This is a genomic window from Halococcoides cellulosivorans (genome assembly GCF_003058365.1).
Classification (GTDB): domain Archaea; phylum Halobacteriota; class Halobacteria; order Halobacteriales; family Haloarculaceae; genus Halococcoides; species Halococcoides cellulosivorans.
On sequence record NZ_CP028858.1, the window covers coordinates 2,461,122 to 2,483,594 of the forward strand.

Below are 22,473 nucleotides of genomic sequence, written 5' to 3' on the forward strand. Positions count from 1 at the left end.
GGAGAGCGATCAGTCGGTAGTGACTCGGGGTGAGAAGATACACGCGTCTACCCGCGGTTCGTGACGGGAGCAAATAAATGACGTGGTCCGGTTGACGACACGTCGAAATACCCCACCCCTATTTCCCGATCCGTCAGAGACGGCGCACGGGAAGACCTAAGTCTGTCGATCGACCCACAACTCGCATGGCAGAGATCAGTCTCGACCGGATCGACGAACACATTCTCTACCGGCTCCAGGAAGACGCCCGTCGGACCTCCTCGAACGACATCGCTGACGAACTCGGCCTGTCAGCGAGCACCGTCCGGACGCGACTCAACAAACTCGAAGAGAGCGGCATCGTGCGGGGGTATCACGTCGACATCGACTACGACCTGGCGGGCTACCCGCTGTACACGAAGATCATCTGTACGGCCCCGATCCCCCAGCGATCGGCGCTCGCGGACGCCGCCCGCGACGTCGAGGGCGTGACCGCGGTCAGAGAGATCATGACCGGCGAGCGTAACGTCTACGTGAACGCGATCGGCACCGACCACGACGACCTCAACCGGATCAGCGAGGCGCTCGACGACCGCGGCCTCGACATCGCAGACGAACAGCTCATTCGCGACGAGTGCGTCTGTCCGTACAGCGGATTCCGCGACCACGGCGACGACTGACGGGCCCACGCGACGATCGGACGGGACTCACTCCTCGCTGAACAGCGTCACCGAGTCGGCGGCGTAGTCTTCGAGCGTGGCCGGCGGCCCCCCGACGGTGACACGCCCGTCGTCGGTTTCGAGGACGAGCGTTCGCTCACCGAGAAACGACTGATTGAACGGTTCGATCAGGCCCTGGCGCACCTCCACGACACGCCCTTCGATCGGATGACGACGACCGGTGGAGAGCGATCGGCCCTCGACGCGCGCGAAGAGGGGGGTTCCCTCGCGGCGATGGAGCGCAGCGTGCAGCGTGGCCTCACGAAAGGAGTCCGGCGTCGCCGGGAGCGCGGCGGGGTCGGGCACGTGAAACTCCTCACTGAGACGGTACTCGATACCGAACAGCGAGTCGTTCGTCCGGACCGCGATGGTGTCGTCGTTGACGTACAGCGCGGGCGAGTGGCGGTGGCCGTCACCCATGTCGGCCGAGGAGACCATCAGCGAGCGCACCTTGTCGGCCCCGATACCGAACTCCTGGAAGCCGTGCGGGCCCTCTCGGATCCGAACGATCGTCGCGAGATCGTCGAGAGGCTCGTCGGTCGCCGGGGCGTCGGTGACGAGCATCACCAGCACGCCACGCTCGATCGCCGCCCGCATGTCCTCGGCAAACCGATCGACCAGATCGGGCGGGAGGACGACGATCGCCCAGGTCTCGGCCGCCGCGAGGATGTCCGCCGCTCGCGCCATGACCGTCGGCTGGCGCTTGAGCACCTCGATCTCCGGGGTCTGATCGGGCGTCCCGGCGTATTTCGACGCGATCTGTTCGCTCATCGTCGACGCACTGCGTTCGATCACGTCCTCGACGACGCTCGGGGGGCGTGCGCGAATCCGTGTCGGCTGGACGTGCTCGTCGACGTCGACCAGGCCGCGCTCTTCGAGGCGTTCACACACCCGATAGACGTGCCGTGCCGACACGTCGGCGGCCTCACCGATCTCTGAGGCCAACCCCTCACCCACATCGAGGACCGCGAGATAGACGTCGATCTCCCCCTCGGAGAACCCCCAGCGTTCGAGTTCGCGACGCAACGAATCGGCCATAGCGGGTGTAAGCGGTCGAGAGGCAAATTGCTGTTCACCGAGGGGGAGCGGTTGGAGGCCGGGAGCGACGACCACGGTGCGATTCACCGGCCGATCACGGCCTCAGACCGTCTCGAACAGGGCCAACACGTCCTGTAAGTCGACGTCTCCGTCACCGTCGAAATCGTAGAACGCGGCGTTGGCCTGGGCCTGCTGGCTGTCGGTGTTCTGGAACAGGGTGTTCACGTCCGGGAAGTCGAGGTCGTCGTTCCCGGAGAGGTCCTCGTACAACCCGTCGCCGTCCGGATCGGTCGCCCCGTCCGGCCACGAGGGCGTCTCGGTGGTGTCGGGTGGCGTGGTCGACGGCGTCCCCTCACCAGGACGGTTGACGTCCGTCTTGGATTCGAGGAAACTCTGGGTCCATTCTCCGAACCCGGTCAGTTGCTCGTAGTTACTGGCCCCGTCCTGTTCGACGTACATCGGCGGGCTCCAGAAGTGCGACATGATCCAGGCCGTCGAAGAGACGTGATCGTACTCCTCGAAGAACGTCTGGAACTGCTGGCCTTCGACGTCGACGGTCCCGTTGATGAAATCGTCACTCGACCCGGTCGTGTCGAAGCCGAACTCGCTCATGAACACGGGTACCTCGTCGGCGGGGGTGCCGAAGTACTCGCCCAGCGGCCGGTAGCCCGCGTGTGCGTACACGTGGCCGGCGTACATCAGATTGTCACCGTCGAACTCGTAGTCCGGCGCGAGGTAGGTGTACTGGTCCCAACTGGGCGTGCCGACGAGGACCGGCCGTGCGGGGGCGTTGTCCTGGACGATATCGAGCCACGGCTGAGCCGTCTCCCGCCAGCGCTGCATGCACTGTTCGGCCTGCTGGTTCCCCCACGAACCACGGTTCGCGCCGACCGGTTCGTTGTACAGCTCGTAGATGACGTGCTCGGCCTCGGCGTACTCCGGCGCGACCGTCTCCCAGAACATCCGGACCTCGTCGTCGAGTTCGGGCGTCGTGAAGTCGGTCGTACGATGGCGGTGATAATCGACCATCGCGTAGACGCCGCGGTCTTTACACGCCTGCACGGCCGGGTCGAGATGGTTCTCGACGTACGAGTCGAGTTCGGCCTGGGTGAACTCACCCGGGTCGAGTTCACCGTAGTCGTCCGCCGGGTCGTGAACGTCGATGGGGTGGACGGGAATCCGGATCACCTGCGCGTTCCAGCCCTCCTCGGGGTCGGTCGCGAGCGTGATCAGATCCTCGATGGATTTCGTCCACGGCGCGAGTTCGTTGGCACGCCGCGGATCGATCACGTTCAGTCCGTGCAGCGCGACCGTGTTGTCACTCGGGTCGCGCATCACGTTGCCGTCGCGGTGCAAGGCTGGCGTCGGATCACCGACGAGCCCCGCAGCCGATCCCAGCGCGCCGGTGCCGAGTGCGCCAGTCATCGCACCCGCACCGGCAAGTTTGAGGAACTGCCGTCGATTCGTCGTCCGCGCTGCCGCTCGATGCGTCGCTGTCTCGGTTCGATCTGTATGTGTCATATGTTAGCCAGGCCGCACCCGATGGAACGGCGTCCCGGGCCGGTCGACTCACGGGCCGTCCGGGACGTCACGGCTGTGTATGGTTGATCTCGACGGACGCAGTCGGTCAGCCGGAACCGACTGTCCCCTCGTCCGCCGACGGTACAGCCACGACCGGCGTCACCCCGATCGTACCACGGGTCGTCCCGTCGTCCGGTCCGCCGCCACACATTCGTAGGCCAGCGATGTACGTAATTTTTTGCTACCAACCGGTGCGAACAATGTCGTCGCACTCGCCAGTGTGGCCCGTCACCGAGGAGACCACCGGCCTGGCCCCACTACTTTTGACGATCGCGTGGGACAGGTGGCTATGGCCGGAGGGATCGCGTGACCGTCTGGGTGCTGGGCGACCAGTTGACCGATCGATCGGGGCCGGTCGCCGGGAGTGACTCGGCTCTCATGATCGAGGCGACGGCGTTCGGGCGGCGACTGCCCTATCACCCTCACAAACTCACCCTGGTCGTCGCCGCGATGCGATCGTTCCGTGACCGTCTGCGGGCCGACGGTCGAACGGTCCACTACTACCAGTGCGAGACGTTCGCGGACGGCCTGGCCGCCCACGCCGCCGCCCACCCGGACGACCACCTCCGGGCGATGACCCCACCGACCCACGGGGCGCGCGACCGAATGGCCGCGATGGCCGACGAGGCGGGCCTCACGATCGATTTCGAGCCCGATCCACGCTTTCTGTGTGCCCCCGCCGCGTTCGACGAGTGGGCGGGCGATCGCGACGAGTACCGCCACGAGGCGTTCTATCGGTGGCAGCGCGACCGGACGGGCATTCTGATCGACGACGGCGAGCCAGTGGGCGGCGAGTACAACTACGACGCCCAGAACCGCGAGACGCCGCCGGCGGACTGGTCGCCACCGGCGGTCCCCACGGTCGACACCGGTGTGCACACCGACGCGGCGGCGGAGTGGGCCGCCGAGATCGGTGAGGACTGGGCCGATCCCGCGACGTTTCAGTGGCCGACGACCCGCGAGGGGGCGCTCGACGTCCTCGACGCGTTCGTTTCGGATCGACTGGAGGAGTTCGGACCCTATCAGGATGCCATGCGATCGGACTCGTGGGCGATGGCCCACTCGCTGCTCTCGCCGGCACTGAACCTCGGCCTGCTCGGGCCACGTGAGGTGATCGATCGGGTGGTCGCGGCCGAGGACGCCCCGCTCGCGAGCGTCGAGGGGTTCGTCCGGCAGGTGCTCGGCTGGCGGGAGTTCCTGCGCCACGTCTACCGTCGTGAGATGCCAGCGCTGGCCGCGGCGAACCAGTTAGATGCCACGCTCGATCTGCCGCCGGCGTACTGGACTGGCGAGACGCGACTGGCCTGTCTGGCCGACGTCGTCGACGGCGTCCGCGAACGGGGCTACGCCCACCACATCGAGCGATTGATGGTGCTCTCGAACATCGCGACGCTGCTCGGCGTCCGCCCCCAGGCGCTGAATCGCTGGTTTCACGCCGCGTTCGTCGACGCCTTCCACTGGGTGACGACGCCGAACGTGATCGGCATGGGCACGTTCGGGACCGACCAACTCTCGACGAAACCGTACGTGACGAGTGCGAACTACATCGACGAGATGAGTGATTACTGTTCGGGGTGTGCGTACGATCGGTCCGCGACGCTCGGCGCGGACGCCTGCCCGCTGAACACGCTCTACTGGGACTTTCTGGACCGCCACGAGGACCGTCTTCGCGCGAACCACCGGATGGGCCTGGTCTACTCGCATCTGGACGACCGCGACGACCGCGAGGAGATCCGGACGCGGGCCGACCGCCTGCGGAGCGATGCCCTCGACGGTACGATCTGAGTCTGCCGACGGCAGCACCCGATCGCAGGAAACCCATATCAGGCCTGATAACCGCAGGGGCAGCCTTAATCGCCGCCCAGACCCGTTTTATGGTATGGACACGGAGTCGGACAGCCTCGCCACAGACGGCGGGGTGACGACCGCCGAACTGGAGGGCGCGATTCGAGATCTGCTGGAGACCTCCGAGAACGTCACCCGGAGTTCCGACCAGATCACCGGCCTCGCGGAAGAACAGTCCGAAAACATGCAAGAGGTCGCCGGCGAGGTGTCGAACCTCTCGGCAACCGTCGAGGAGGTCGCCTCCAGCGCCAACGAGGTCAAGTCGATCAGCCAGGAGGCCAAGTCGCTGGCCGACGAGGGGCGCGCGGTCGCTGACGACGCCATCGGGGCGATGGAGCGCGTCGATGCGGCGAACGACGACGTCTCCGCAGACGTCACGAGCCTCCGCGACCGCATCGACGAGATCGACGACATCGTCGACGTGATCGACGACATCGCGGACCAGACCAACATGCTCGCGCTGAACGCCTCGATCGAGGCCGCGCGAGCGGGCGAAGCGGGCGAAGGCTTCGCCGTCGTCGCCAACGAGGTGAAATCGCTGGCCGAGCAGTCCCAGGAGAACGCCAACGAGATCGAAGCGATGGTCCGGGACATCAAATCGGACACCGACAACACCGTCGACTCGATCGACGAGGCCACCGATCAGGTCGAGGCGGGCATCGAACAGGTCGAAGCAGCCGTCGACATCCTCAAAGAGATCGACCAGGCCGTCTCGGAGGCCACCCGTGGGGCCGAAGAGGTCGCTGAAGCCACCGACGACCAGGCCGCCTCGACCGAAGAGGTCGCCTCGATGGTCGACCGGACCGCCGAGACCGCCGAAGAGGTCGCAGACGAAATCGAGGCCGTCGCCGCCGCGAACCAGCAGATGGCCGCGAAGGTCGACGAGATCAAGCGGATGATCGACGCCCGCTGACGGCCGGGATCGGCGCGCGGATCCTGAGTCACCTCGATGCCACCCGACCGCGCCACCCAGACAGCGACCCCCAGCGGTACCGACGGACGCGAGACTTTTCCGGACGGATCGCGTGATCGCGACATGGACTTCGAGTCGTTCGTTCTCACGGCGAGTACGGCGTCGCTGGATCGCGAGTTCGGCCCGGCCGACGCCGTCGAGTTTCGGATGGATCGGACCGAGTCCCCGCTCGACGCGCTCAATGCCTACGACGGGAATCTCCCGATCATCGCGACCGATCGCGTGACCAGCGAGGGCGGGGAATCACCCGCTGGCCCCGACCGCCAGAAGCGCCTGATCGCGGCCGCGCGAAATCCCAGCGTCGGCGCGATCGACGTGGAACTCGATCGGGCCGAAGCGTGCGAGGACGTCCTCGCGGCCGCCCAGGCGACCGACACGCGCGTGATCGTCTCGGCACACGACTTCGAGGGGACACCCGGGCCAGAGGCGATGGTCGAGCGCCTGGCACGCGCGGCCTCGATCGGTGACGTCGGCAAGTTCGCGGTCACGGCGACCGACCGCGAGGACACCCTCGATCTCCTCGTCGCGACCCGGGCCGCGACGGTCCGGGGCCACCGCGTCGCGACGATGGCGATGGGCGAACCCGGTCGGCACACCCGTGTGGTCGCCCCGCTCTACGGCTCAAAGATTGGCTACGCGCCACCCGACGGGGCGCCGGCGACCGCGCCCGGGCAGTACGGCCTCGCGCGACTGGCGGAACTGATCGACGCGCTCGACGAACCGCCAGTGCACAACGAGTGAACTACCCCTGCCTACTTCGCTCGTCTGACGGCTCGCTTCGTTGAGGCAGGGGCTTCCAAGTCGGCTCGCAAGCGTACCGTGGCAGAGGCTTGGTCAACACCGCTCGGTTCGAGCGCAGGTTCACAAACTGCGCCGAGACTGGATAGTGGGCACGCAATGTCCTTACCCAGTCCTTTCTTTGCGATATTCGTCGCACCGTTTTTGTCCGCGTTGTCGTCCAAACCGCACTCGTGACACAGGTGTTGGCCCTGTTCCTTGCGAGTGGTCGCTTCCTGCTCGCCACACCGCCAGCACGTCTGACTCGTCATATACTCGTTCACGGACTTCACCGCAATACCCGCGAACGTCGCCTTATACTCGATGTAGTTCTTGAGCGTATGGTGTGGCATCGAATGGAGCCGACGGTTCATCTCCGCTCCGAGGTCTCGATTCTGAATACCTTCGAGGTTTCCGACCACGATGAGCGCGTTGCGCTCTTTGGCTTCCTCCACGATAGCGCGAGAAATCTTGTGGAGACGGTCATTCACTCGACGGTATTCCTTCGCCTTGACCGACTGGAGTGTGTCGTAGGCTCCCTTCTCTTGCAAGCGAGTGCGAAGCTCATGATGGTGACGGCGGATACGGCGAATCTCTCTCCCGTAGAACTCGGTGTTGCGGGACGGCAACGCCACCGACGTTGCCACCCATCGAACACCGAAGTCCACGCCGATAACACCGTCGTACTCCTCGCTGATTTCCACCTCTTGCCGAACCGTCAGATGTGCGTAGTAGTCGCCGTTCTCCCGAACGATTTTCGAGTCCTTCACGTCGGCCCCGTCAGGTATCTCGTCGTGCGGTTGAATCGGGACGTTCACGCCACCCCAGACCTGCGAGACAGGAAGTTTCAGCCACCAGTCCGTCAGGTCAGTGTCGTGCTGTTCCACGTTCACGCCGACGTCGAACACGTCGTTGCGGATGAACCACGGGTAGTCGTGATCGTCGTGGAGGTTGTCGGTGTCCACGTAGGCGTCGGCGCATTGCTTCGTGGCCGAGTAGAGGTCAGCGTCCTCGTCACCTCGAATATATCGCTGGAACGCCTCGTACTCGTGGATGATAGCGTCGAGTTTCGACTGCGTAAGGTCGTCGGTGAGGATTTTCGCCACGACCGTCTTCTCGGCAGTCCGTTTCATTCGTCGTCACGCTCTCGTTGGTTCTCAACGTATTCTTTCAGCACGTCCAGCGATACCTGTCCCGTGCTGATGAGACAGTACGAGTCTGCCCAGAACGAGTCGCCCCACCTTTTGTCATCGATGTGGTCGCCGTACTCGTTGCGGATGCGTCGAGCAGACGCGCCTTTGAGAACGTTGATGAATTTGGTCAGGTCGGTTGTGGGAGTGGCTTTGAACAGGAGGTGAACGTGGTCGAGGTCGGCTTCGAGGTTTTTGATTTCGACGCCGTAGTTGTCAGCGAACCCGCTCACGACCTCGCGGAAGAAATCTTGGAGTTCTTCGTTGAACACCTCGTTTCGGTTTTTCACCACGAGGACGAGGTGGTAGTGCAGGGAGTATGTCGAGTGGGCTCCCGTATCGAGGTCGTAATCCATTGGGTTCACTTTCACTATCGGGCTACCGCCAAATGATTCTTTGGTTTGGGTGTTTGATTTTGAATATACCCTAATCTCGTGTCGGCTGTATCCCCGCCCTACTGCGTCCTCAGAACGCGGAGCGTTCTGATGTGCGAACGAGAGCTTCGCTCTCTCGAACGACTCCTTAACGGCGGGGACTTAGCCTCGCAAAAGTTAACGGCCCCGCCCCGCTATCCCGACCGACGTGACTCCCGATTCAGGCCGCTTTCGAACGCTGGTGGCAGTCCTTTTGACCCTGTTTATTCCAGGGCTCGGTCACCTCTACGTCCGCGCGTACTACCGGGCGATCCCCTGGTTCGTGCTCGTCGTCGCCGTCACGGCCTGGATCGCGACCGTCGTGCCCGCCCCGGAGACCGTGTCGGTCGCGTCGCTGGTCGAGATGAGTCAGGCCATCCCGATCGAGGCCCAGGTCGTGAGCACCTCGATGACGCTCGTCGCCGCGCTCGACGTCTACCTCATCGTGCAGATGGAAGAGGGGTCGGTGGGCGAGGACGCGACGCGGTGTCCGTCCTGCGGGAAAGACATCGAGGAGTTCGAGGACCTGGATTTCTGTCCGTGGTGTACCGAGCGGCTGGAGTGAGTACGACATCGCTACTTCCGATGCCCGGAGCGCATCGCTGTTGCCCGATATCCGTAGGATATCGCTATTTCTCGATAATCGACTCCTCGATGGCCTCGCCGAAGTGCCGCGGGGTATCCCCGTGATGAGCCACTGCCGCCGTCACCCGAACAGTGACATCGAGTTGCGGCGGTCAATCTTCGACGATCGACACCTCGTACACCGAGCCGTTATACCTCACATATGGGGTATCCTGCTGATACCAGAGATTGTGGTCGACATCGTCCGGCACGTACGTCAGACCAGATTGGGTTCGAGCCTCGTCGAACAGTTCCTGTTGTCCCTGCGTCATTTCGTCGTACTCGACGACCTCGTCCGACGTCCAATCGTCCGACATCTCGTTGTCGACCGTTATCGCGACGCCCCGGCCCGGCGGTTCCACGAGGACAAACGAGAGGAAAAACGGGTGGAAGTACACGACGATGGCGAGGCCCACCGCGAGGAGACCAGCCAGCGCGACCCGTTTTCGGGAGAGGGGTTGATTCCAGTCCATGAATTCGACGAGCTAGATCAGGTTTGAATCGATATACTCACGAATGCGTTCACGAGCACAGTGCATGAATCGGAATTGGCGATAGAGGTTCGGATCGTTGTCATTGCAGGATTGTGCGTAATCCCCCGTCGCTTTCCCGACCACGTCGTAGCTCGAAACGCCGTAATTCTGCCAGTGCGACTCGTCACCTACATGGGAGCACCCATAGATGTGAGCGAGTTCGTGGCCTATAGTGGCGTTTCGATTGTAAAAGCTCACATATCCGTACGCCTTATCAGTTCCGGCTTTCGAGACTTTCGCCTTGCCCCAGCCACCCGAAAGACAGCACCTGTTGTCGATGACGACTACCGCGTCGTAAGTATTCGGCCGTGTTTAGACGCTAGTAAGAGCGTCTAATTGTCGAAGATACTAGGAAGTGAAGCGGGAAACGGAGTTTGTGCCTACGAAACTCGCCCGCTTCACTGGTCGCATCGTTTCGCTCGCTCAAAAAGCCGTCGTCGGTGAGCCAGATCCAGCGTACCAGGCCGGTGACGGAGGGTACGCAGACTGGGTAATCGTGGCAATTCACGGTCTCAGAGAATATCTCGATCACCCGTACCGGCGGCTGCTGGACGTGCTCCACGAGATGCCTGGAATCGTTTCGAAGCTCGACCTAGCGGTAACTGAACTTCCCGATTTTACCACCGTTTGTACGCGCAAGCAAGACCTCGAAATGCGAATCTGGCGCGTCCTTTTGCGGTTATCGGCGGAACTGCACGACATCGGCGACGTTCAGGCGATCGACGCAACCGGCATGGATCGGATCGCTGCCAGCCAACACTACGCAAAACGGACGAACTACACGTTCCAGGCGGTGAAAGTGACCACGTTGATCGACTGCGATACAAATGCGATTCTCGACATACATTGCTCGATGAAACAACCGCACGACTCCAAGATCGGCTGGCAAATGGTGAAGCGGAACCTCGACAAACTGAGTGTTCTCACCGCCGACAAAGGATACGACTGGTGGCTCCTTCGCCAAAGACTGCGTGCAGAAGGCGTCAAACCAGTGATTCGCCACCGCGAATTCGGCTGGTACGGCGTCGCGAACAATATCTTGCAAGATGATACGATCTACCATCAACGCTCGAACGTCGAGTCGACGTTTTTCGCACTCCGGCGCAAATACGGCGAGATCGTTCGCGCCCGAACCTGGTTCGGTCAGTTCCGCGAACTCGTCCTGAAATGCGCTGTCAGAAACATTGAATTGAGCGTGAGCCGCTCATGACCGTAATATTAGGCGTCTAAACAAGGCCAAGATATAGTAATATCGGACAGTTTAAAGAGCACTCCAGGATGTGGTTGTGGTATGGACATCCCCACGGGCAGTGACCTGGAAGAAGCCCGCGAGGAGAGAGGACTGACACAGACCGAGCTCGCACGTCGGGCCGATGTCTCTCAACCACTCATCGCCCGAATCGAAGGCAATGATGTAGACACCACGCTCGAAACGATGCACGATATTGTATCTGCGATCAATGGGTCGGACACCAGTGTCGACCACGAGAAACTCGAACCACTTCTCCAGTCTTCGCTTAAACATTCACGAGATCAAGCTGGGTTGACCCAGGGGGAACTCGCAGACAAGGCTGGAGTCTCTCAACCGCTAATCTCGCGAATCGAAAACCAGGACCTCAATCCACGCGTCTCGACGCTCCGATCACTGCTCGAATATCTCGATCCATTGCCGACTGATAAAACCACTACAGCATCGACAACTGCAGCGTCGACAAGTGAAACGAGTCTTCTTACAGAAATCCAATCGGACTTCGACGAATTGCCAGGCAAGGATATGTAATAATGAGACTGTCGACAGTCGGGCAGACCTGATCCAGTCTTGTGACTGCTTTGACAGCGAATTATGGACCTGATTGGCGGCCAATTATGTCAGCACTACATTACTAGCGGTAGGGTGAGGGTCCCCTGAATGGGGCTCACCAAGGCAAATGAAATCCAATTTTCCAGACGAGATGGAGCTCTGAAGCAATCAGTTTGTCCCCTTCCGCATAACTCAGAATTTCTACGGATGTCTCAGCTGTGGGAGGTAGTCTGCTCGTCGATGAAACTAATGAGTTCGTCGATATTGTCGTTTCGAAAGAATTCAGTGAGTTGTAACGCTGTAGGATCGCGTGGAAACACTGTTCCTCGGCCATACCTCTCAAATGAGTCTTCAGTTACCTGCCGGTACGTCTTACTCGTTACATACCCGAGAACGTGGTCGAACCGATCGCCAAATCTGTTAAGATACTCAGTGAGCCGGTTGGTGACGAGTTTTATTTGGTCCGTATCCTCTTTTGCAAGTACGTAATCGTATTCAGTAACCGGTTGCTGACGCTCACATTCTTCAGGAACTGGACCGTACATGCCTGAAATAGTCACCTTATGGATATTCGATGTGCGGTGACTGAGTTTGTCGAACAATACAGAATGGGTACGCGACTCCGAGTAGGGCTTTTTCTGGCTACAGGGAATGACAAGCAGAATCTCTCTATCGGACGGTGGAGTATACGATTGAGAAAGTACGTTGAAGTCACCCGGGGAGTATTTGAGAGAAATCCGCTGCGTATCGAACGATTCATCCGCCCCTGCACCCCATTCTGAGAGCTTCATCTGATCGCTATTGAGGTTTGAGCCCGGTAACAAATCGTAGGCTCCCCGGGATTCGAGATCTTTGCGGAGCCGCTTATCGCGAACCTGGGCATTCTTGAGGCCTCGCTTGATGTCGTCATGTTCTCTTGCGAAATCGATTACGTGTTCGAGGAGCTTTCCCTCGTCTATTTTTTTCCGCACTTCTCGAAGTTCTCGGTTGTATACCTCGAAATTGTGGCGAGCCAGTAGTGCGTAGTAATCGCTCTTGATTGGTTTCCCGTTTTCTTTTCGTTCCATTGTCGCTGTTCTCGACATGTCACTATTGAGTAGGTTAACCATCTCCTCGTATCCGACGGATTCCTCAGTACAGAGCGTACAGTTCGGAAGGTCACACGGGAAGGCTCCGTCCGGATCGAGGTGGTCGTCAAGCTCATCGAGTTCGTGGTGGACCCAGGTATCTGGGTGGAGATATTTTTTGTACCGGGCCGTTTGCATATGTGTCGAGCAATCGAAAGAATCGACACCGAGGAGAGAAAGCAATCCGACCTGTTTGCCACCGACACCAAAGACGTGTATTCCGATTTCGTCAGCGCGGCTCTCCGGGATCGCGTCTTTTGCGCCCTGAACGATATCGACGAGAGTACGGACACTGTCTCTGAGTGGGACAAGCGATCCTATAGCGAATCCCTCGAACGAGGTGTCGGCGTCGACGTCCTCGACACGTTCGATGAAATTTCCGACGTACCAGCTCACCGTCTCGTAGTCATGACCGTGGAGGGCGACGTAGACACCCGGCTCCTCCTCATCTTTCTTTTGTTGCCGAAGCCGTTTAGCTGCGCGTTTGTTGACCTCAAAGCGTTCCTCGAGGAGGCCCGGGTCGTCAAGGATCTGAAGACATTCGACAGCGCTGTCGATACTGCGATTCATTCGCTCGACCTTTTCTTCTTCTTTCAGCCTTGGAGGGATTGGGTAATCGAGAGTTGCCACGATGTCCGCCCCAAAGTCCAACTGAAGCCCGAGGATACTCTTCGGATCAGTGTAGAGCCCCCACTCGTTCGGGACGCCACCCTCTTCAGGAGCATCGCCGAACGTATTCGAGTTCATCAGTTTGAATCCGCCAGAGTCAATGAACACCGGGGCATCTAAGTCATCAAAACGCTCGTGAAATGTCTGTGTCCGCCAGAAATCGTTGAGATTGCCCGGCGATACACCGTAGTCAGTAAAACTCATCGCCTGGAACATGATGCCCTGGAGATGGTCCTTATCGATGAGTTTGTCCCGCATTCGCCGCCAGACGCCGCCCGATTCCACCGTGGTCCCACCGATAATGTTGACGACCGGAAAGAGCGCCGGCGTTTCGACAGGGCCATTGGGCACTTCGATCTCCCCAATACGCCCATACCCGTCTTCATCGGGATTCTTCACACGAAACGACGCCATTGAATCGACAGAGGATACAGGAGCGTAGGCTATAGGCCCTTTGCTCCATCAAAGATACTCTCAATAAACAGCGTCGATAATTGTGAAAGCGAACTGCTAGTCTCCGAACTGTGGGAGCAGGTAGACCTTCTTAATTGACCGGGGACTGACAGTGCTGGCAGTTGCGAAATTGAAATTTGTGTCGCTCACACAAGGATTTGCCTAATCAATACGTCGACAGCCGCCTGTTTAGCCACTCCTCGCTGGAGAACTATGTGTATCACGTCGGCGTGGGTATAATCTACAGCCTCGTCCCAGAACAACCCTTACTTTGTGCCTCAAGGACTTGAAGTTCAATGATAGGTGAAGGGCTCAAGCGCAGTACACGAGCTCATCATCGGCGACCAGAGTCAAGAAGTTCGAGGCTTAGCTGGCGTAGCAAAATCGGAGTGATCAGAGGAAGAATGCCCATTCGGTTTATACTACGGGAACTCATAGAATGACAACTACAGGAACTATGCCACACTGTACCTATTGCGGAAGCGCCATTGAATCGAGTCATCGATACTGTGGTTCGTGTGGGTCGGACCTCTCAGAGACAACCACCGCCGGAAAGGAGGTTCACGCTGCGATTGATCGCGATGGGTTCCTGAGCCATCACACAGTCTCCTACATAGCTGATGTCGTCAGCGGCAGCAGAGACATTGATACAGAATCGCCCGCCCACACGCAACTCCAGTCCGAGGTCCGCGATGCGCTGGCTGATTTCGCTCTGTTGACGAAAGTCGAAGACCTTCATTTGATTCGCTTGTGGGCATCAGCGATCGATATCGACTCACTCGAAATCTACAAAGGTGAGATGGGTAATAACCAGCGACAGGACATTCTCGCAGCTCAGGGAATCCGGGCACTGCTCAGATTCTATGACAAATCTCTTGGGACAGAGTTCTGCGCCGAATATGATGATCGAATTTCGAATCTTGACGGATAAACCAGACTCTCCTCCGTCGCGATTCCCGTCCAAATAATCTGACTACCACCCGAGTGACCGAGGAAAAGGATCATCAGTTGGCCACGTAACGTGTCTGCATGCCCCAGGATTGGCTTCGCAGTATTGCTCCGATATTTGGTGGAGGGACGCAGTATGTCGAAACGTTAGATTCGATTCTCGAGTTCGTCGAAGCGCATCAGCCGACGACGAATGAACTGGTGATGTGGCATCGTGAAGCGTTTTCGAATGTCTCGAGTCGAGAATCGATCATGCGGCGGCTGCGCTACTTAGAGCAGGTCGGGTTTCTTCGTCGAGAAAACGACCACTGGGACCTTGAGGAGGCTGGACGAGACTACGCCTAGAAAGGCGATATGACGAGGCTGCTCCGGATCATGTGTAATCGAAACGTCGGACTCCGAAGTCTTCTGTATGCGCTGGTGTCTGGCCCGATGACGATCACCGAAGTGAGTGAGCAGCAACTCGATACACATCCCGAATTGGGATGGAGTCCTGGGGAGACAGACATGGCGAACCAGCGGGTGAACTGGCTCCAGAGTATGGGCTTCGTTGAGAAGAACGGGAACAGCTGTGAACTGACGGCCGACGGGCGGAGATTCGTCGAGAGTGCGGTCGAGGAGTGGGCTGACTCAGACTGGACACCGTCGACGAGTGATCCCGAGTTGCGTGCAGGGACGTACGACACGACTGTCCACGCTCGTTCGATTGATCCAGAGTTCCGCGCAACGGTGCTGTCCCGTCATGACCGTAGATGCCCAGTGTCTGGGGTGGACCATCATGGCCTGCTGGACGTTGCACATGTCACCGTGGAGCGACTATCCGAAACACCGGGTCGACCTCTCAAACGTACTGGCACTCAGCAAGACCCACCACGCGGCCTTCGACCGGGGGCTGTTCACCATTGATCGAGACTACCGGCTGCGGGTGAACCCCGAATTCGAGACGAGGAGTGAGCTGTTGCAACGGACGATCACCGACCGGGACGGAGAGCGTATCTCGATCCCGGATGAGAGTCTGGAACCACAGTACGTCTCGCAGCACAATGCGTCGCTCGAATGGGTGTGAGTAGATCGCAGAGCGGTGGACGGTAAGCGGGTTCTGGAACGATCGGGCCGCGGGATTTACATCTTTACCTCCGTATGTTTACCAGGTGACATCCTCCCCGCCGTAAACGGCGGGGCTTCCCCTACGAGGGGAATCCGGGGTGGCAGGTTTCAGTCCGAGTACGCCGAAAGCGTCATCTGTCCGGGTTTCGGACTCGTCTCTCGGTGAACTGTGGCGCTGTCACGGGCGCTCCCATCCTGTGGCGAGTCATCGCGTTCCGGTTCCCAAGGAACACTCTCTCCCCACGGGTTAGCGCGACGGGCGATGTTCGCCGCCGCGTTAATATCCGCTTGGAACTCCGATACGTGGCAGTCGTCGTGCGGACACACAAACTCCGCTTGTTCATCCCGCCGACCGAGACGACCGCAGGCGTGGCAGGTCTGCGAGGTGTACGCCGCGTTGACGTACTCGACACGAATACCTGCCTCGGTCGCTTTGTCTTCGATTCGGCCCTGTAGCCGGGCGAATGCCCATGCGTGAAGGCGGCGGTTCATGAACTTACCGTAGTCCAACTGCTCGCGGATGTACGACAGGTCTTCCAACACGATGACGGGGTTCTCGAAGGATTCGGCGTATTCGACGGCCCGCCGAGACGCCTTCTCGACGATATCCGTCAGTGCGCTCTGGTAGTGGACGAATCGTTCGTCCACGCGCCACTCGGCGGCGTCCCTCGACTGTAGCCGCCGAAGCGTGGTGGACATCTCTTTGCGGAGGTGTCGCGCTCGACTGCCACTGACGAGCATCGGCTTCCGTGGAACGTCGCGTTTGAGGGCACAGCCCGTAATCAACGCGCTCTCGCCGACGTCGAAGCCGATGTACGTCGGATCGTCCGACTCGGTCGGTTCGTCGACCGAGTATTCGACGGTCACGTGTAACTCCCACGATGTACGGTGTCGCTGTAGCCGCAACTCGCCCGCCGTCGCGTCCCCATCGAGTAGGTCGAACCAGAGCGATTCTTGCTCCGAGTTGATACAGAGCGGAATCCAGAAGTTCGTCCCGCGTCCGGGCATCGGAACCTGCCAGACGAAGCCGTGGTCGCGCTCCTCCGAGTAGTCGAATTTCGCGGCACGGTTGACGAGTCGAGCCGGATGCTCGTCGTCTAACTCCTCGGCGTTGTACGTCGAGCGGAGTTTCGGGACGTAGGACTTGAGCGCGTCTTTGGCCTGATACGGCAGGTCGTAGGGCGTCACGACATCGTTGACGGCAGACATTGTGTCTGCCCTGTTGCCGAAAGCGTCGTGGAGTGCTTCACGGTAGGTGTCCAAGAGCCGCTGAAGGCGTTGCTCTTTGCCCGTGGTGGGCGTGGCGAGCGTGGCCTGTAGCGTCTTCGTCACCGTCTCGGACACACCCGTAGACATAACGTAGTCAAAGTTAAGTGTGGCGAATATTTAGAACGACTAATGCCACACATCAACTTCGAGGTAGACGAAGCACAGTACGAGTCTCTGAAAGAGACGAAGAAGCGCCACGGTCTAACGTGGAAGGGAATGCTACTCCACGCTCAACGGGAGTTGGATTCCGGCAATGGCGATTGACCGGGGGACTGCGTAGTAGAGCTTCCGCGATTCCCTCCCGGCCTAAAGGCCGGGATTCCCTCGCTGTTTGAAGATGGCGATGCGCCGGTGCCAAAAATTTTGGACTGGCAGCCACGAGCCCGACCGTTTTCCCGGTATTCGAAGCTGATTCGTGATGGCGATTTTTGAATAGCGGGTCTTCTCGTCACTCCGAGCGTGGTTTGGTCAGGGTATCGCACCTCCTCAGAACTCCCCGAGACTGCGGTTTTTGGTCGGAGCTACCGCTTTCCCGACCTGGATGAGTTCGAAGTCCGAAAGCTCTCCATCAACGCGTTCTCCAAGCAATTCCCGGACCTCATCGTCCAGTGATGAGACCTCGATCACCGTTATCGGTCGCTGGGTCAGTGCGTAACTGCTGGCCAATCCTGTAGGGCGAACAACGAGGACGGACTCAGCTGGCGTACGCTCTAGTGCGAGTTCCGCGTCGCGGTGGGTGTGAAGGATGGCATTGATCTCTTCGACTGGGAACAGGACGGACGCATCTCCGTGGTCTACGTACCCACCTCCATCAGTGAAATGCCCTACGCTCATCAATACGATATTAATAATTACTATTACTTATTCCTTGCGGCGGCCAAACGATTATACTCGGAGCGACCGCTATTCGAGGCGATGGTTCAGGATCGGTACGTCTGTACAGCAGACGACCTCGCGACTCAAACAATCGCCACAAAAGACCCTGAAGCGACCGTTTCCGAGGCAAGTGAGTGGCTCGAAGCTGAAGGATTCGACGTTGCACCAGTGAGTAGCGGGGAGGACATTCGGGGATATGTCGTCCTGGAGGAGCTACAGGATGCGCCGTCCACCGACCACATTGTGGATCATACAAAGCCGATAACGATCGGTGAGATTGTCTCTGCTGACGCTACGTTCGAAGAAGTACTATTAGCGCTCTACGAGGACCCCTTCTATTTCCTCGGTGGTCAAAATCGGTTGACAGGAATTCTGACACGAGCGGATCTGAACACGTCTCCTGCGAGGATGCACCTGTTCGATCGAATCACGCTACTCGAGGATCAGTTCCGTAAACTCGTCCTCGACGTAGCGCCCGACTGGAAAGAGCAGGTCGCACTCAATACGAACGTGGTTGAAGACATCGAAGAGCGGCACGCTGAGGCTCGCCGGTCGAATATCGAACTCGACGAAATCCACTACGCCCAGTTTTCGACACTTGCAACGATCGTCAGCGACATCGAAGCGTGTTGGAAAGCCTCTGGATTTTCGAGCGATCATCGGGCGTCAAGCCAGCTTGATGACCTGACCGATCTGCGAAATGCGGTTGCACATTCCCATCAGGTCGTCCAGAACACTGAAGGTGGATTCGGAGAGGGACGAACGATTGGAAATGTTGAACAAATATATACGACTGTTGAAGGTTGTCTTGAAAGTCTCTCGTCATGAGTTTCAGGGAATGATCTTCAGAACCGTCGAAACCGAGTGATAATGCGTCGCTCGAATGGGTGTGGGTTGACCGCATAGAATGGACAATGTGCGAGTAGTGGTGAGCTTTAGGCCCCGGATCCGAAGACGAGCCCAGCGTGATTGCAGGAACACTATTGTTACTGCCATATGTCGAGTCTACAATGGCACGCATCTGGGTTACCAACGGGACGCCGACGATGCCTGGCCTTTTGAATCCACTCGCTGCTGCGTGTGACAGCGGGTATGTCCCGGATGAAGCACGAATTCTGTCGAATCCTGGTGTTGCCGATTCGGTCGCGGACGCGAGCGAGATGTTTGAGACAATCATCGGGGCTCACGGCGGGGATGCGACTGTTTCGAAACACAGTCTCGAAACGGAGACGGATTTCCGAGAAATCATCGAGTTCTATCAGTCAGCGATTGAGGCGGCCCGTGAGAACGGAGATACGATCGCAGTCGACGTAACCCCCGGTCGGAAGTTCATGTCAGCTATTTCGTTCCAGGCTGGCTTCCGATTCGATGCCGACCATGTCTTCTACTTCTATCGAAAAAGTGGAGCGTACTATGGCGACCTCTATGCGGAGATTCCACGAACTGCGACCGAACTCATCGATTTCACGGAGGTGATGTAATGCACGTCGAGCGCCGCCGATTGATGGTTCTCTTGAATGCACTGTACGATCACGGCGTGACCTCGATCCCCGTCGAACACCCGTGCGATGACATTGGAGAACTGCTGGTGGTCGAGTTAGAGGACAATGGACAGGCGACCGTTCGATTCACCCAGGGGTCGATGACCTATCAGGACAGTCGTGAGACGATCCCAGCGAAACACGGTGAGCCAGCCTACCTGGACCTACCGGACGCACAGACGTATACTCGAATGATGGTCGCCAGCGGGTACGTCGAGCCGAAGAACATCGATGAGGTGGTGGCGTTCCTCGATCGCCACGGATACCCGGACCTCGAAGCCGGGCACGATCCGGTCGTCGTCGGTCTTGACGCGAATATTTTGGCGTGGCGTCTCCCTGAAGTGCTCGGCTTTGACAGCGAGACAGGTGAAACAGATGCGAAGGGACGTCGGCCGACCAACGGCTACGCGTTGGCGACGGGCGTCGAAGAGGAACTCGACTGGCACTTTAATCAGTACAATACCCACGAACTCACTTCGGCGTTCGGTTCGGAATTCGACCGCCTCGACGACCAGCCAGCCGGAGCGAACCGCGAAGGATTGCTCGGACTGTACGAGTACCGGCGGCTTCGGACCGATCGGACGGTTGACATCGTCGAGAGCGACACTGGTGACGAAGCGATCATCGACAGCTATCGCAAATTCAACGAAGAAAGTCAGAAACAGGCGATTCTGTTCAGCAACGATCACGGATTCGTCGAACGGAGTCTCGACACAGGTGTGCCAGCCCAGGTTGTCCAGTTCCCGATTGACCTCCCCCAGACTGCGACGGGCTCGTGGACACAAGCAACGGAACTACTGTATTATCTCGCTGTGCTCTTCGGAGTTGTTGTTCTTCCGAAGGTGACCATCTACGGCGTGTGGAACGGGAAAAACGGCCGCCACTGGCAGTCCGAGCAACTCGATATCGATTGCCGAAGCCCAACGGTGGAAACACAACTCGAGCGCGATTTAACCATCCTCGACGCACGGACGTGAGTTCACCCGACCAGTGAGAGGTCTTCGGCGGAGAATCAGATCTCCATGATTTCGTATCCATCTCCAACCTCATACACGACGCCGTATTCCAGACAGCGGTCAAGCGCGTCCTCAAAGGCGTCGTCTGGAACATCGTGCTGGTCAGCAATCTCCCGAAGTTGAGTTTTCGAAAACCCGGCTTCATGGGTCTCGTCGTCCTGTTTAGTCGATTCGAGAGCGCCCCATAATGTCGCTCCAGAGCTCACTGCATTGCGTGTGAAATCGGATTGGAGCTGCAATGTGTCATCGTCATTCTGGATGAGTAACCCACGGTCAATCATTGAATCGATAACGTTGTTGGCTAATTGTTTGGGAAATCCCTTCCCGAAATTAAGATGCTCAACGATCTCAGACCGCTTGAGAGACTCTCTTGTAGAATAGAGATCACCCTTAAAACAAGAAATGACGGCCATTTCCGGGTTCTTCCAATTCGCCATAGAAGAAAACCTCTCACCGCAATCTTAAGGGCTTTTTATCTGACCCCACACAGTCGTCAAATTCCCAACTCAATCCCAGCCGTAGCCCCACTCATCGAGTGTCTGGGAGACCAGGTCGGGGTGTTCTTGAGCCACGGCCATCGCCGCCTCCGTGACGTCGGTTTTGTAGACGTCCTCTCCGAACTCATCTTCCATCTGATCGACGAGGTCGTCAATCCCTTCCTCGATGTGTTCCCGCAAGAAGATAGGGCGCTGGATCCGGCCGTCTTTCACGCCGTCGCGGGAGTGGATGTAGGGGAGTGATTGACGCTGTGACGTCGAAGTGAGCTCGTCGGGAGACGGAGGGGAGTCGGGAGAGTCAAGCGAATCAGAAGTATTGACGACTGGCTCAGTGTCAGAACTCGACTGATCGCTGTCTTCGTCTTCGGGATCGTCTGCGAAGGGATCGTCCGTCGATCCTTGCTTCATGCTTCGACCACCTGCACGTTGCGGATGTGCTCCGCCAGATCATCCAGTTTCTGGAGCGTGTCGAGTTCGTGCTCTCGTTCCCGGTCCCGGTACTCATCGATATAGCGATATGCACTACATTGCTCCGCCCAACAGCCTTCGAACAGAGACGACCGTTCACGAAGACGGATTGGGAGCTTCCAGCCATCGTTCCGAAGCTCCTCCAGAAAACGGTCTTGGTCGTTCATGCCCTTGTATCGGTTTGGAACCACCGCAAGGACCCCGACCTCGATGCCGAGCGAGTCCTCAAGTCCGGACACAAGCTGGCCGAGGCCCTGGACCGACTCGTACCCCTTCCCACTCGGTTCGAACGGAATCACCAGGTGCCGCGTCGCGTGGATCGCGTTGTGGAGTTTGATATCAGCGGTCGCCGGTGGATCGACAATCAGGGTGTCGTACTGTTCATGAACGCCGGCCTCCCGCAGCACCCGGAGGAGTTGCTTGTTTGGATTCCACGACTCGCCGAAATCAGCTGCTTCTTCTTCGCGCCTGCGGAGGTGCTTCGACGCGTATTCGAGAATGTTGTGCGAGGGGACGACATCGATCCCCTCACTCGTTTTGATGAGGTCATGGAAGTCGCCACGTGGGCGGTCGATCATGTGCCGCAGCAAGCTATCTGCCTGATCGTTATTCCGGTCGTCACCGACGTCGAGGAGGTGAGACAGCGATGCCTCCTGCGTGTCGAGATCGACGACGAGGACGTCCCGCCCTTGCCGAACTTCAGCCTTTGCGAGGTTCGCAGCGAGAGTGGTTTTCCCGACGCCACCTGCTTCTGAATAGACGGTGTAGGCCAGCATACTCACCCATTTGATCCGCATAGCCATAAAACTCAGTCAGACAAGATAGCCAAGTGACTTAGCTACATCTTCCAGCCCACTCACTTGACTATACTGCTTAGCTATACCATCCAGCCGATCCGTATAGCTATACCAGTTAGCTATACCAGCCAGCTAATCCACTTAGCTGGATGGCTCAGTCAGATGTATCCGCCGCCTCAACTGCGCTATCGGGCAAATACGAATACATTAGTCGAATACAGAGGAGAGTCGT

General features: G+C 58.7%; 24 protein-coding genes. 12 read left to right on the forward strand and 12 right to left on the reverse strand.

Annotated features, from left to right (window positions below; translation table 11 throughout):
* The first annotated feature begins 185 nt into the window (after positions 1-185).
* Positions 186-659, forward strand: coding sequence for an Lrp/AsnC family transcriptional regulator (locus tag HARCEL1_RS12025; RefSeq protein ID WP_108383828.1), 474 nt, complete (start codon positions 186-188; stop codon positions 657-659).
* A 27-nt stretch (positions 660-686) separates the two neighbouring features.
* Here the strand turns inward: HARCEL1_RS12025 and HARCEL1_RS12030 are convergent, their stop codons facing one another.
* Complete coding sequence (locus HARCEL1_RS12030) at positions 687-1,736, reverse strand: TrmB family transcriptional regulator (protein ID WP_108383829.1); 1,050 nt, start codon at positions 1,734-1,736, stop codon at positions 687-689.
* A 102-nt stretch (positions 1,737-1,838) separates the two neighbouring features.
* The gene (locus HARCEL1_RS12035; RefSeq protein WP_108383830.1) at positions 1,839-3,257 is read right to left on the reverse strand and encodes a cellulase family glycosylhydrolase; all 1,419 of its coding nucleotides are present in this window, start codon (positions 3,255-3,257) and stop codon (positions 1,839-1,841) included.
* A gap of 366 nt (positions 3,258-3,623) precedes the next feature.
* Here HARCEL1_RS12035 and HARCEL1_RS12040 point away from each other — a divergent pair, with 366 nt between their 5' ends.
* The 3 genes from HARCEL1_RS12040 to HARCEL1_RS12050 all read left to right on the forward strand — a co-directional run bounded on the left by HARCEL1_RS12040 (position 3,624) and on the right by HARCEL1_RS12050 (position 6,876).
* Positions 3,624-5,102, forward strand: coding sequence for a cryptochrome/photolyase family protein (locus HARCEL1_RS12040; RefSeq protein WP_108383831.1), 1,479 nt, complete (start codon positions 3,624-3,626; stop codon positions 5,100-5,102).
* A gap of 94 nt (positions 5,103-5,196) precedes the next feature.
* On the forward strand, positions 5,197-6,075 hold the full coding sequence (locus HARCEL1_RS12045; RefSeq protein WP_108383832.1) for a methyl-accepting chemotaxis protein: 879 nt from the start codon (positions 5,197-5,199) through the stop codon (positions 6,073-6,075).
* 36 nt (positions 6,076-6,111) lie between these two features.
* Positions 6,112-6,876 carry a type I 3-dehydroquinate dehydratase gene (locus HARCEL1_RS12050; RefSeq protein WP_325047896.1) on the forward strand — a complete coding sequence of 255 codons (765 nt, stop codon included), beginning with the start codon at positions 6,112-6,114 and terminating at the stop codon, positions 6,874-6,876.
* Between the two features lie 11 nt (positions 6,877-6,887).
* Here HARCEL1_RS12050 and HARCEL1_RS12055 read toward each other — a convergent pair whose 3' ends face one another.
* Together HARCEL1_RS12055 and tnpA are read right to left on the reverse strand one after the other, a co-directional pair.
* The gene (locus tag HARCEL1_RS12055; RefSeq protein WP_108383834.1) at positions 6,888-8,045 is read right to left on the reverse strand and encodes an RNA-guided endonuclease InsQ/TnpB family protein; all 1,158 of its coding nucleotides are present in this window, start codon (positions 8,043-8,045) and stop codon (positions 6,888-6,890) included.
* Entirely contained in the window at positions 8,042-8,458 is a 417-nt protein-coding gene (gene tnpA / locus HARCEL1_RS12060; RefSeq protein ID WP_108383835.1) for an IS200/IS605 family transposase, read from the reverse strand. The genes HARCEL1_RS12055 and tnpA overlap by 4 nt, the downstream gene beginning before the upstream one ends.
* Positions 8,459-8,684: 226 nt before the next feature.
* On the opposite strand from tnpA, the gene HARCEL1_RS12065 reads away from it, so the two are divergent.
* Positions 8,685-9,080 (forward strand): DUF7575 domain-containing protein, encoded by a 396-nt coding sequence (locus HARCEL1_RS12065; protein ID WP_159077140.1) that lies wholly within the window; start codon positions 8,685-8,687, stop codon positions 9,078-9,080.
* A gap of 172 nt (positions 9,081-9,252) precedes the next feature.
* On the opposite strand, the gene HARCEL1_RS12070 is transcribed toward HARCEL1_RS12065, so the two are convergent.
* Positions 9,253-9,612 carry a hypothetical protein gene (locus HARCEL1_RS12070; protein ID WP_108383837.1) on the reverse strand — a complete coding sequence of 120 codons (360 nt, stop codon included), beginning with the start codon at positions 9,610-9,612 and terminating at the stop codon, positions 9,253-9,255.
* Positions 9,613-10,027: 415 nt separating this feature from the next.
* Between HARCEL1_RS12070 and HARCEL1_RS12075 the strand changes: the two genes are divergently transcribed.
* Positions 10,028-10,882 carry an IS5 family transposase gene (locus HARCEL1_RS12075; protein ID WP_108383838.1) on the forward strand — a complete coding sequence of 285 codons (855 nt, stop codon included), beginning with the start codon at positions 10,028-10,030 and terminating at the stop codon, positions 10,880-10,882.
* A gap of 81 nt (positions 10,883-10,963) precedes the next feature.
* Positions 10,964-11,452 carry a helix-turn-helix domain-containing protein gene (locus tag HARCEL1_RS12080; protein ID WP_233357339.1) on the forward strand — a complete coding sequence of 163 codons (489 nt, stop codon included), beginning with the start codon at positions 10,964-10,966 and terminating at the stop codon, positions 11,450-11,452.
* Between the two features lie 233 nt (positions 11,453-11,685).
* Here HARCEL1_RS12080 and HARCEL1_RS12085 read toward each other — a convergent pair whose 3' ends face one another.
* Both HARCEL1_RS12085 and HARCEL1_RS12090 read right to left on the reverse strand, forming a co-directional pair.
* Entirely contained in the window at positions 11,686-13,668 is a 1,983-nt protein-coding gene (locus HARCEL1_RS12085; protein WP_233357340.1) for a DUF5591 domain-containing protein, read from the reverse strand.
* Positions 13,669-14,254: 586 nt separating this feature from the next.
* Entirely contained in the window at positions 14,255-14,461 is a 207-nt protein-coding gene (locus HARCEL1_RS12090) for a hypothetical protein (RefSeq protein ID WP_108383839.1), read from the reverse strand.
* A gap of 290 nt (positions 14,462-14,751) precedes the next feature.
* On the opposite strand from HARCEL1_RS12090, the gene HARCEL1_RS13770 reads away from it, so the two are divergent.
* Positions 14,752-15,015: a hypothetical protein gene (locus tag HARCEL1_RS13770; protein ID WP_233357341.1), complete on the forward strand. Its 264-nt coding sequence runs from the start codon at positions 14,752-14,754 to the stop codon at positions 15,013-15,015.
* Between the two features lie 433 nt (positions 15,016-15,448).
* Complete coding sequence (locus tag HARCEL1_RS13775; protein ID WP_233357342.1) at positions 15,449-15,736, forward strand: HNH endonuclease; 288 nt, start codon at positions 15,449-15,451, stop codon at positions 15,734-15,736.
* 149 nt (positions 15,737-15,885) lie between these two features.
* Here HARCEL1_RS13775 and HARCEL1_RS12100 read toward each other — a convergent pair whose 3' ends face one another.
* A complete protein-coding gene (locus HARCEL1_RS12100) occupies positions 15,886-17,121 on the reverse strand; it encodes an RNA-guided endonuclease TnpB family protein (RefSeq protein ID WP_108383840.1) in 1,236 nt (411 codons plus the stop codon).
* A gap of 411 nt (positions 17,122-17,532) precedes the next feature.
* Positions 17,533-17,673 (reverse strand): zf-HC2 domain-containing protein, encoded by a 141-nt coding sequence (locus tag HARCEL1_RS13780; protein ID WP_233357343.1) that lies wholly within the window; start codon positions 17,671-17,673, stop codon positions 17,533-17,535.
* A 111-nt stretch (positions 17,674-17,784) separates the two neighbouring features.
* Between HARCEL1_RS13780 and HARCEL1_RS12110 the strand changes: the two genes are divergently transcribed.
* From HARCEL1_RS12110 to HARCEL1_RS12120, 3 genes are all read left to right on the forward strand, one after another.
* On the forward strand, positions 17,785-18,750 hold the full coding sequence (locus HARCEL1_RS12110; protein ID WP_233357344.1) for a CBS domain-containing protein: 966 nt from the start codon (positions 17,785-17,787) through the stop codon (positions 18,748-18,750).
* A 182-nt stretch (positions 18,751-18,932) separates the two neighbouring features.
* Positions 18,933-19,403, forward strand: coding sequence for a PDDEXK family nuclease (locus tag HARCEL1_RS12115; protein WP_233357345.1), 471 nt, complete (start codon positions 18,933-18,935; stop codon positions 19,401-19,403).
* 251 nt (positions 19,404-19,654) lie between these two features.
* A complete protein-coding gene (locus HARCEL1_RS12120) occupies positions 19,655-20,440 on the forward strand; it encodes a hypothetical protein (protein ID WP_233357346.1) in 786 nt (261 codons plus the stop codon).
* A gap of 35 nt (positions 20,441-20,475) precedes the next feature.
* Here the strand turns inward: HARCEL1_RS12120 and HARCEL1_RS13510 are convergent, their stop codons facing one another.
* The 3 genes from HARCEL1_RS13510 to HARCEL1_RS12135 all read right to left on the reverse strand — a co-directional run bounded on the left by HARCEL1_RS13510 (position 20,476) and on the right by HARCEL1_RS12135 (position 22,220).
* Positions 20,476-20,916, reverse strand: coding sequence for a hypothetical protein (locus HARCEL1_RS13510; protein WP_159077142.1), 441 nt, complete (start codon positions 20,914-20,916; stop codon positions 20,476-20,478).
* A gap of 69 nt (positions 20,917-20,985) precedes the next feature.
* On the reverse strand, positions 20,986-21,384 hold the full coding sequence (locus tag HARCEL1_RS12130) for a hypothetical protein (RefSeq protein ID WP_108383844.1): 399 nt from the start codon (positions 21,382-21,384) through the stop codon (positions 20,986-20,988).
* Positions 21,381-22,220 (reverse strand): ParA family protein, encoded by an 840-nt coding sequence (locus tag HARCEL1_RS12135; protein WP_108383845.1) that lies wholly within the window; start codon positions 22,218-22,220, stop codon positions 21,381-21,383. Before HARCEL1_RS12135 ends, HARCEL1_RS12130 begins: the two co-directional genes overlap by 4 nt.
* Between the last annotated feature and the right edge of the window lie 253 nt (positions 22,221-22,473).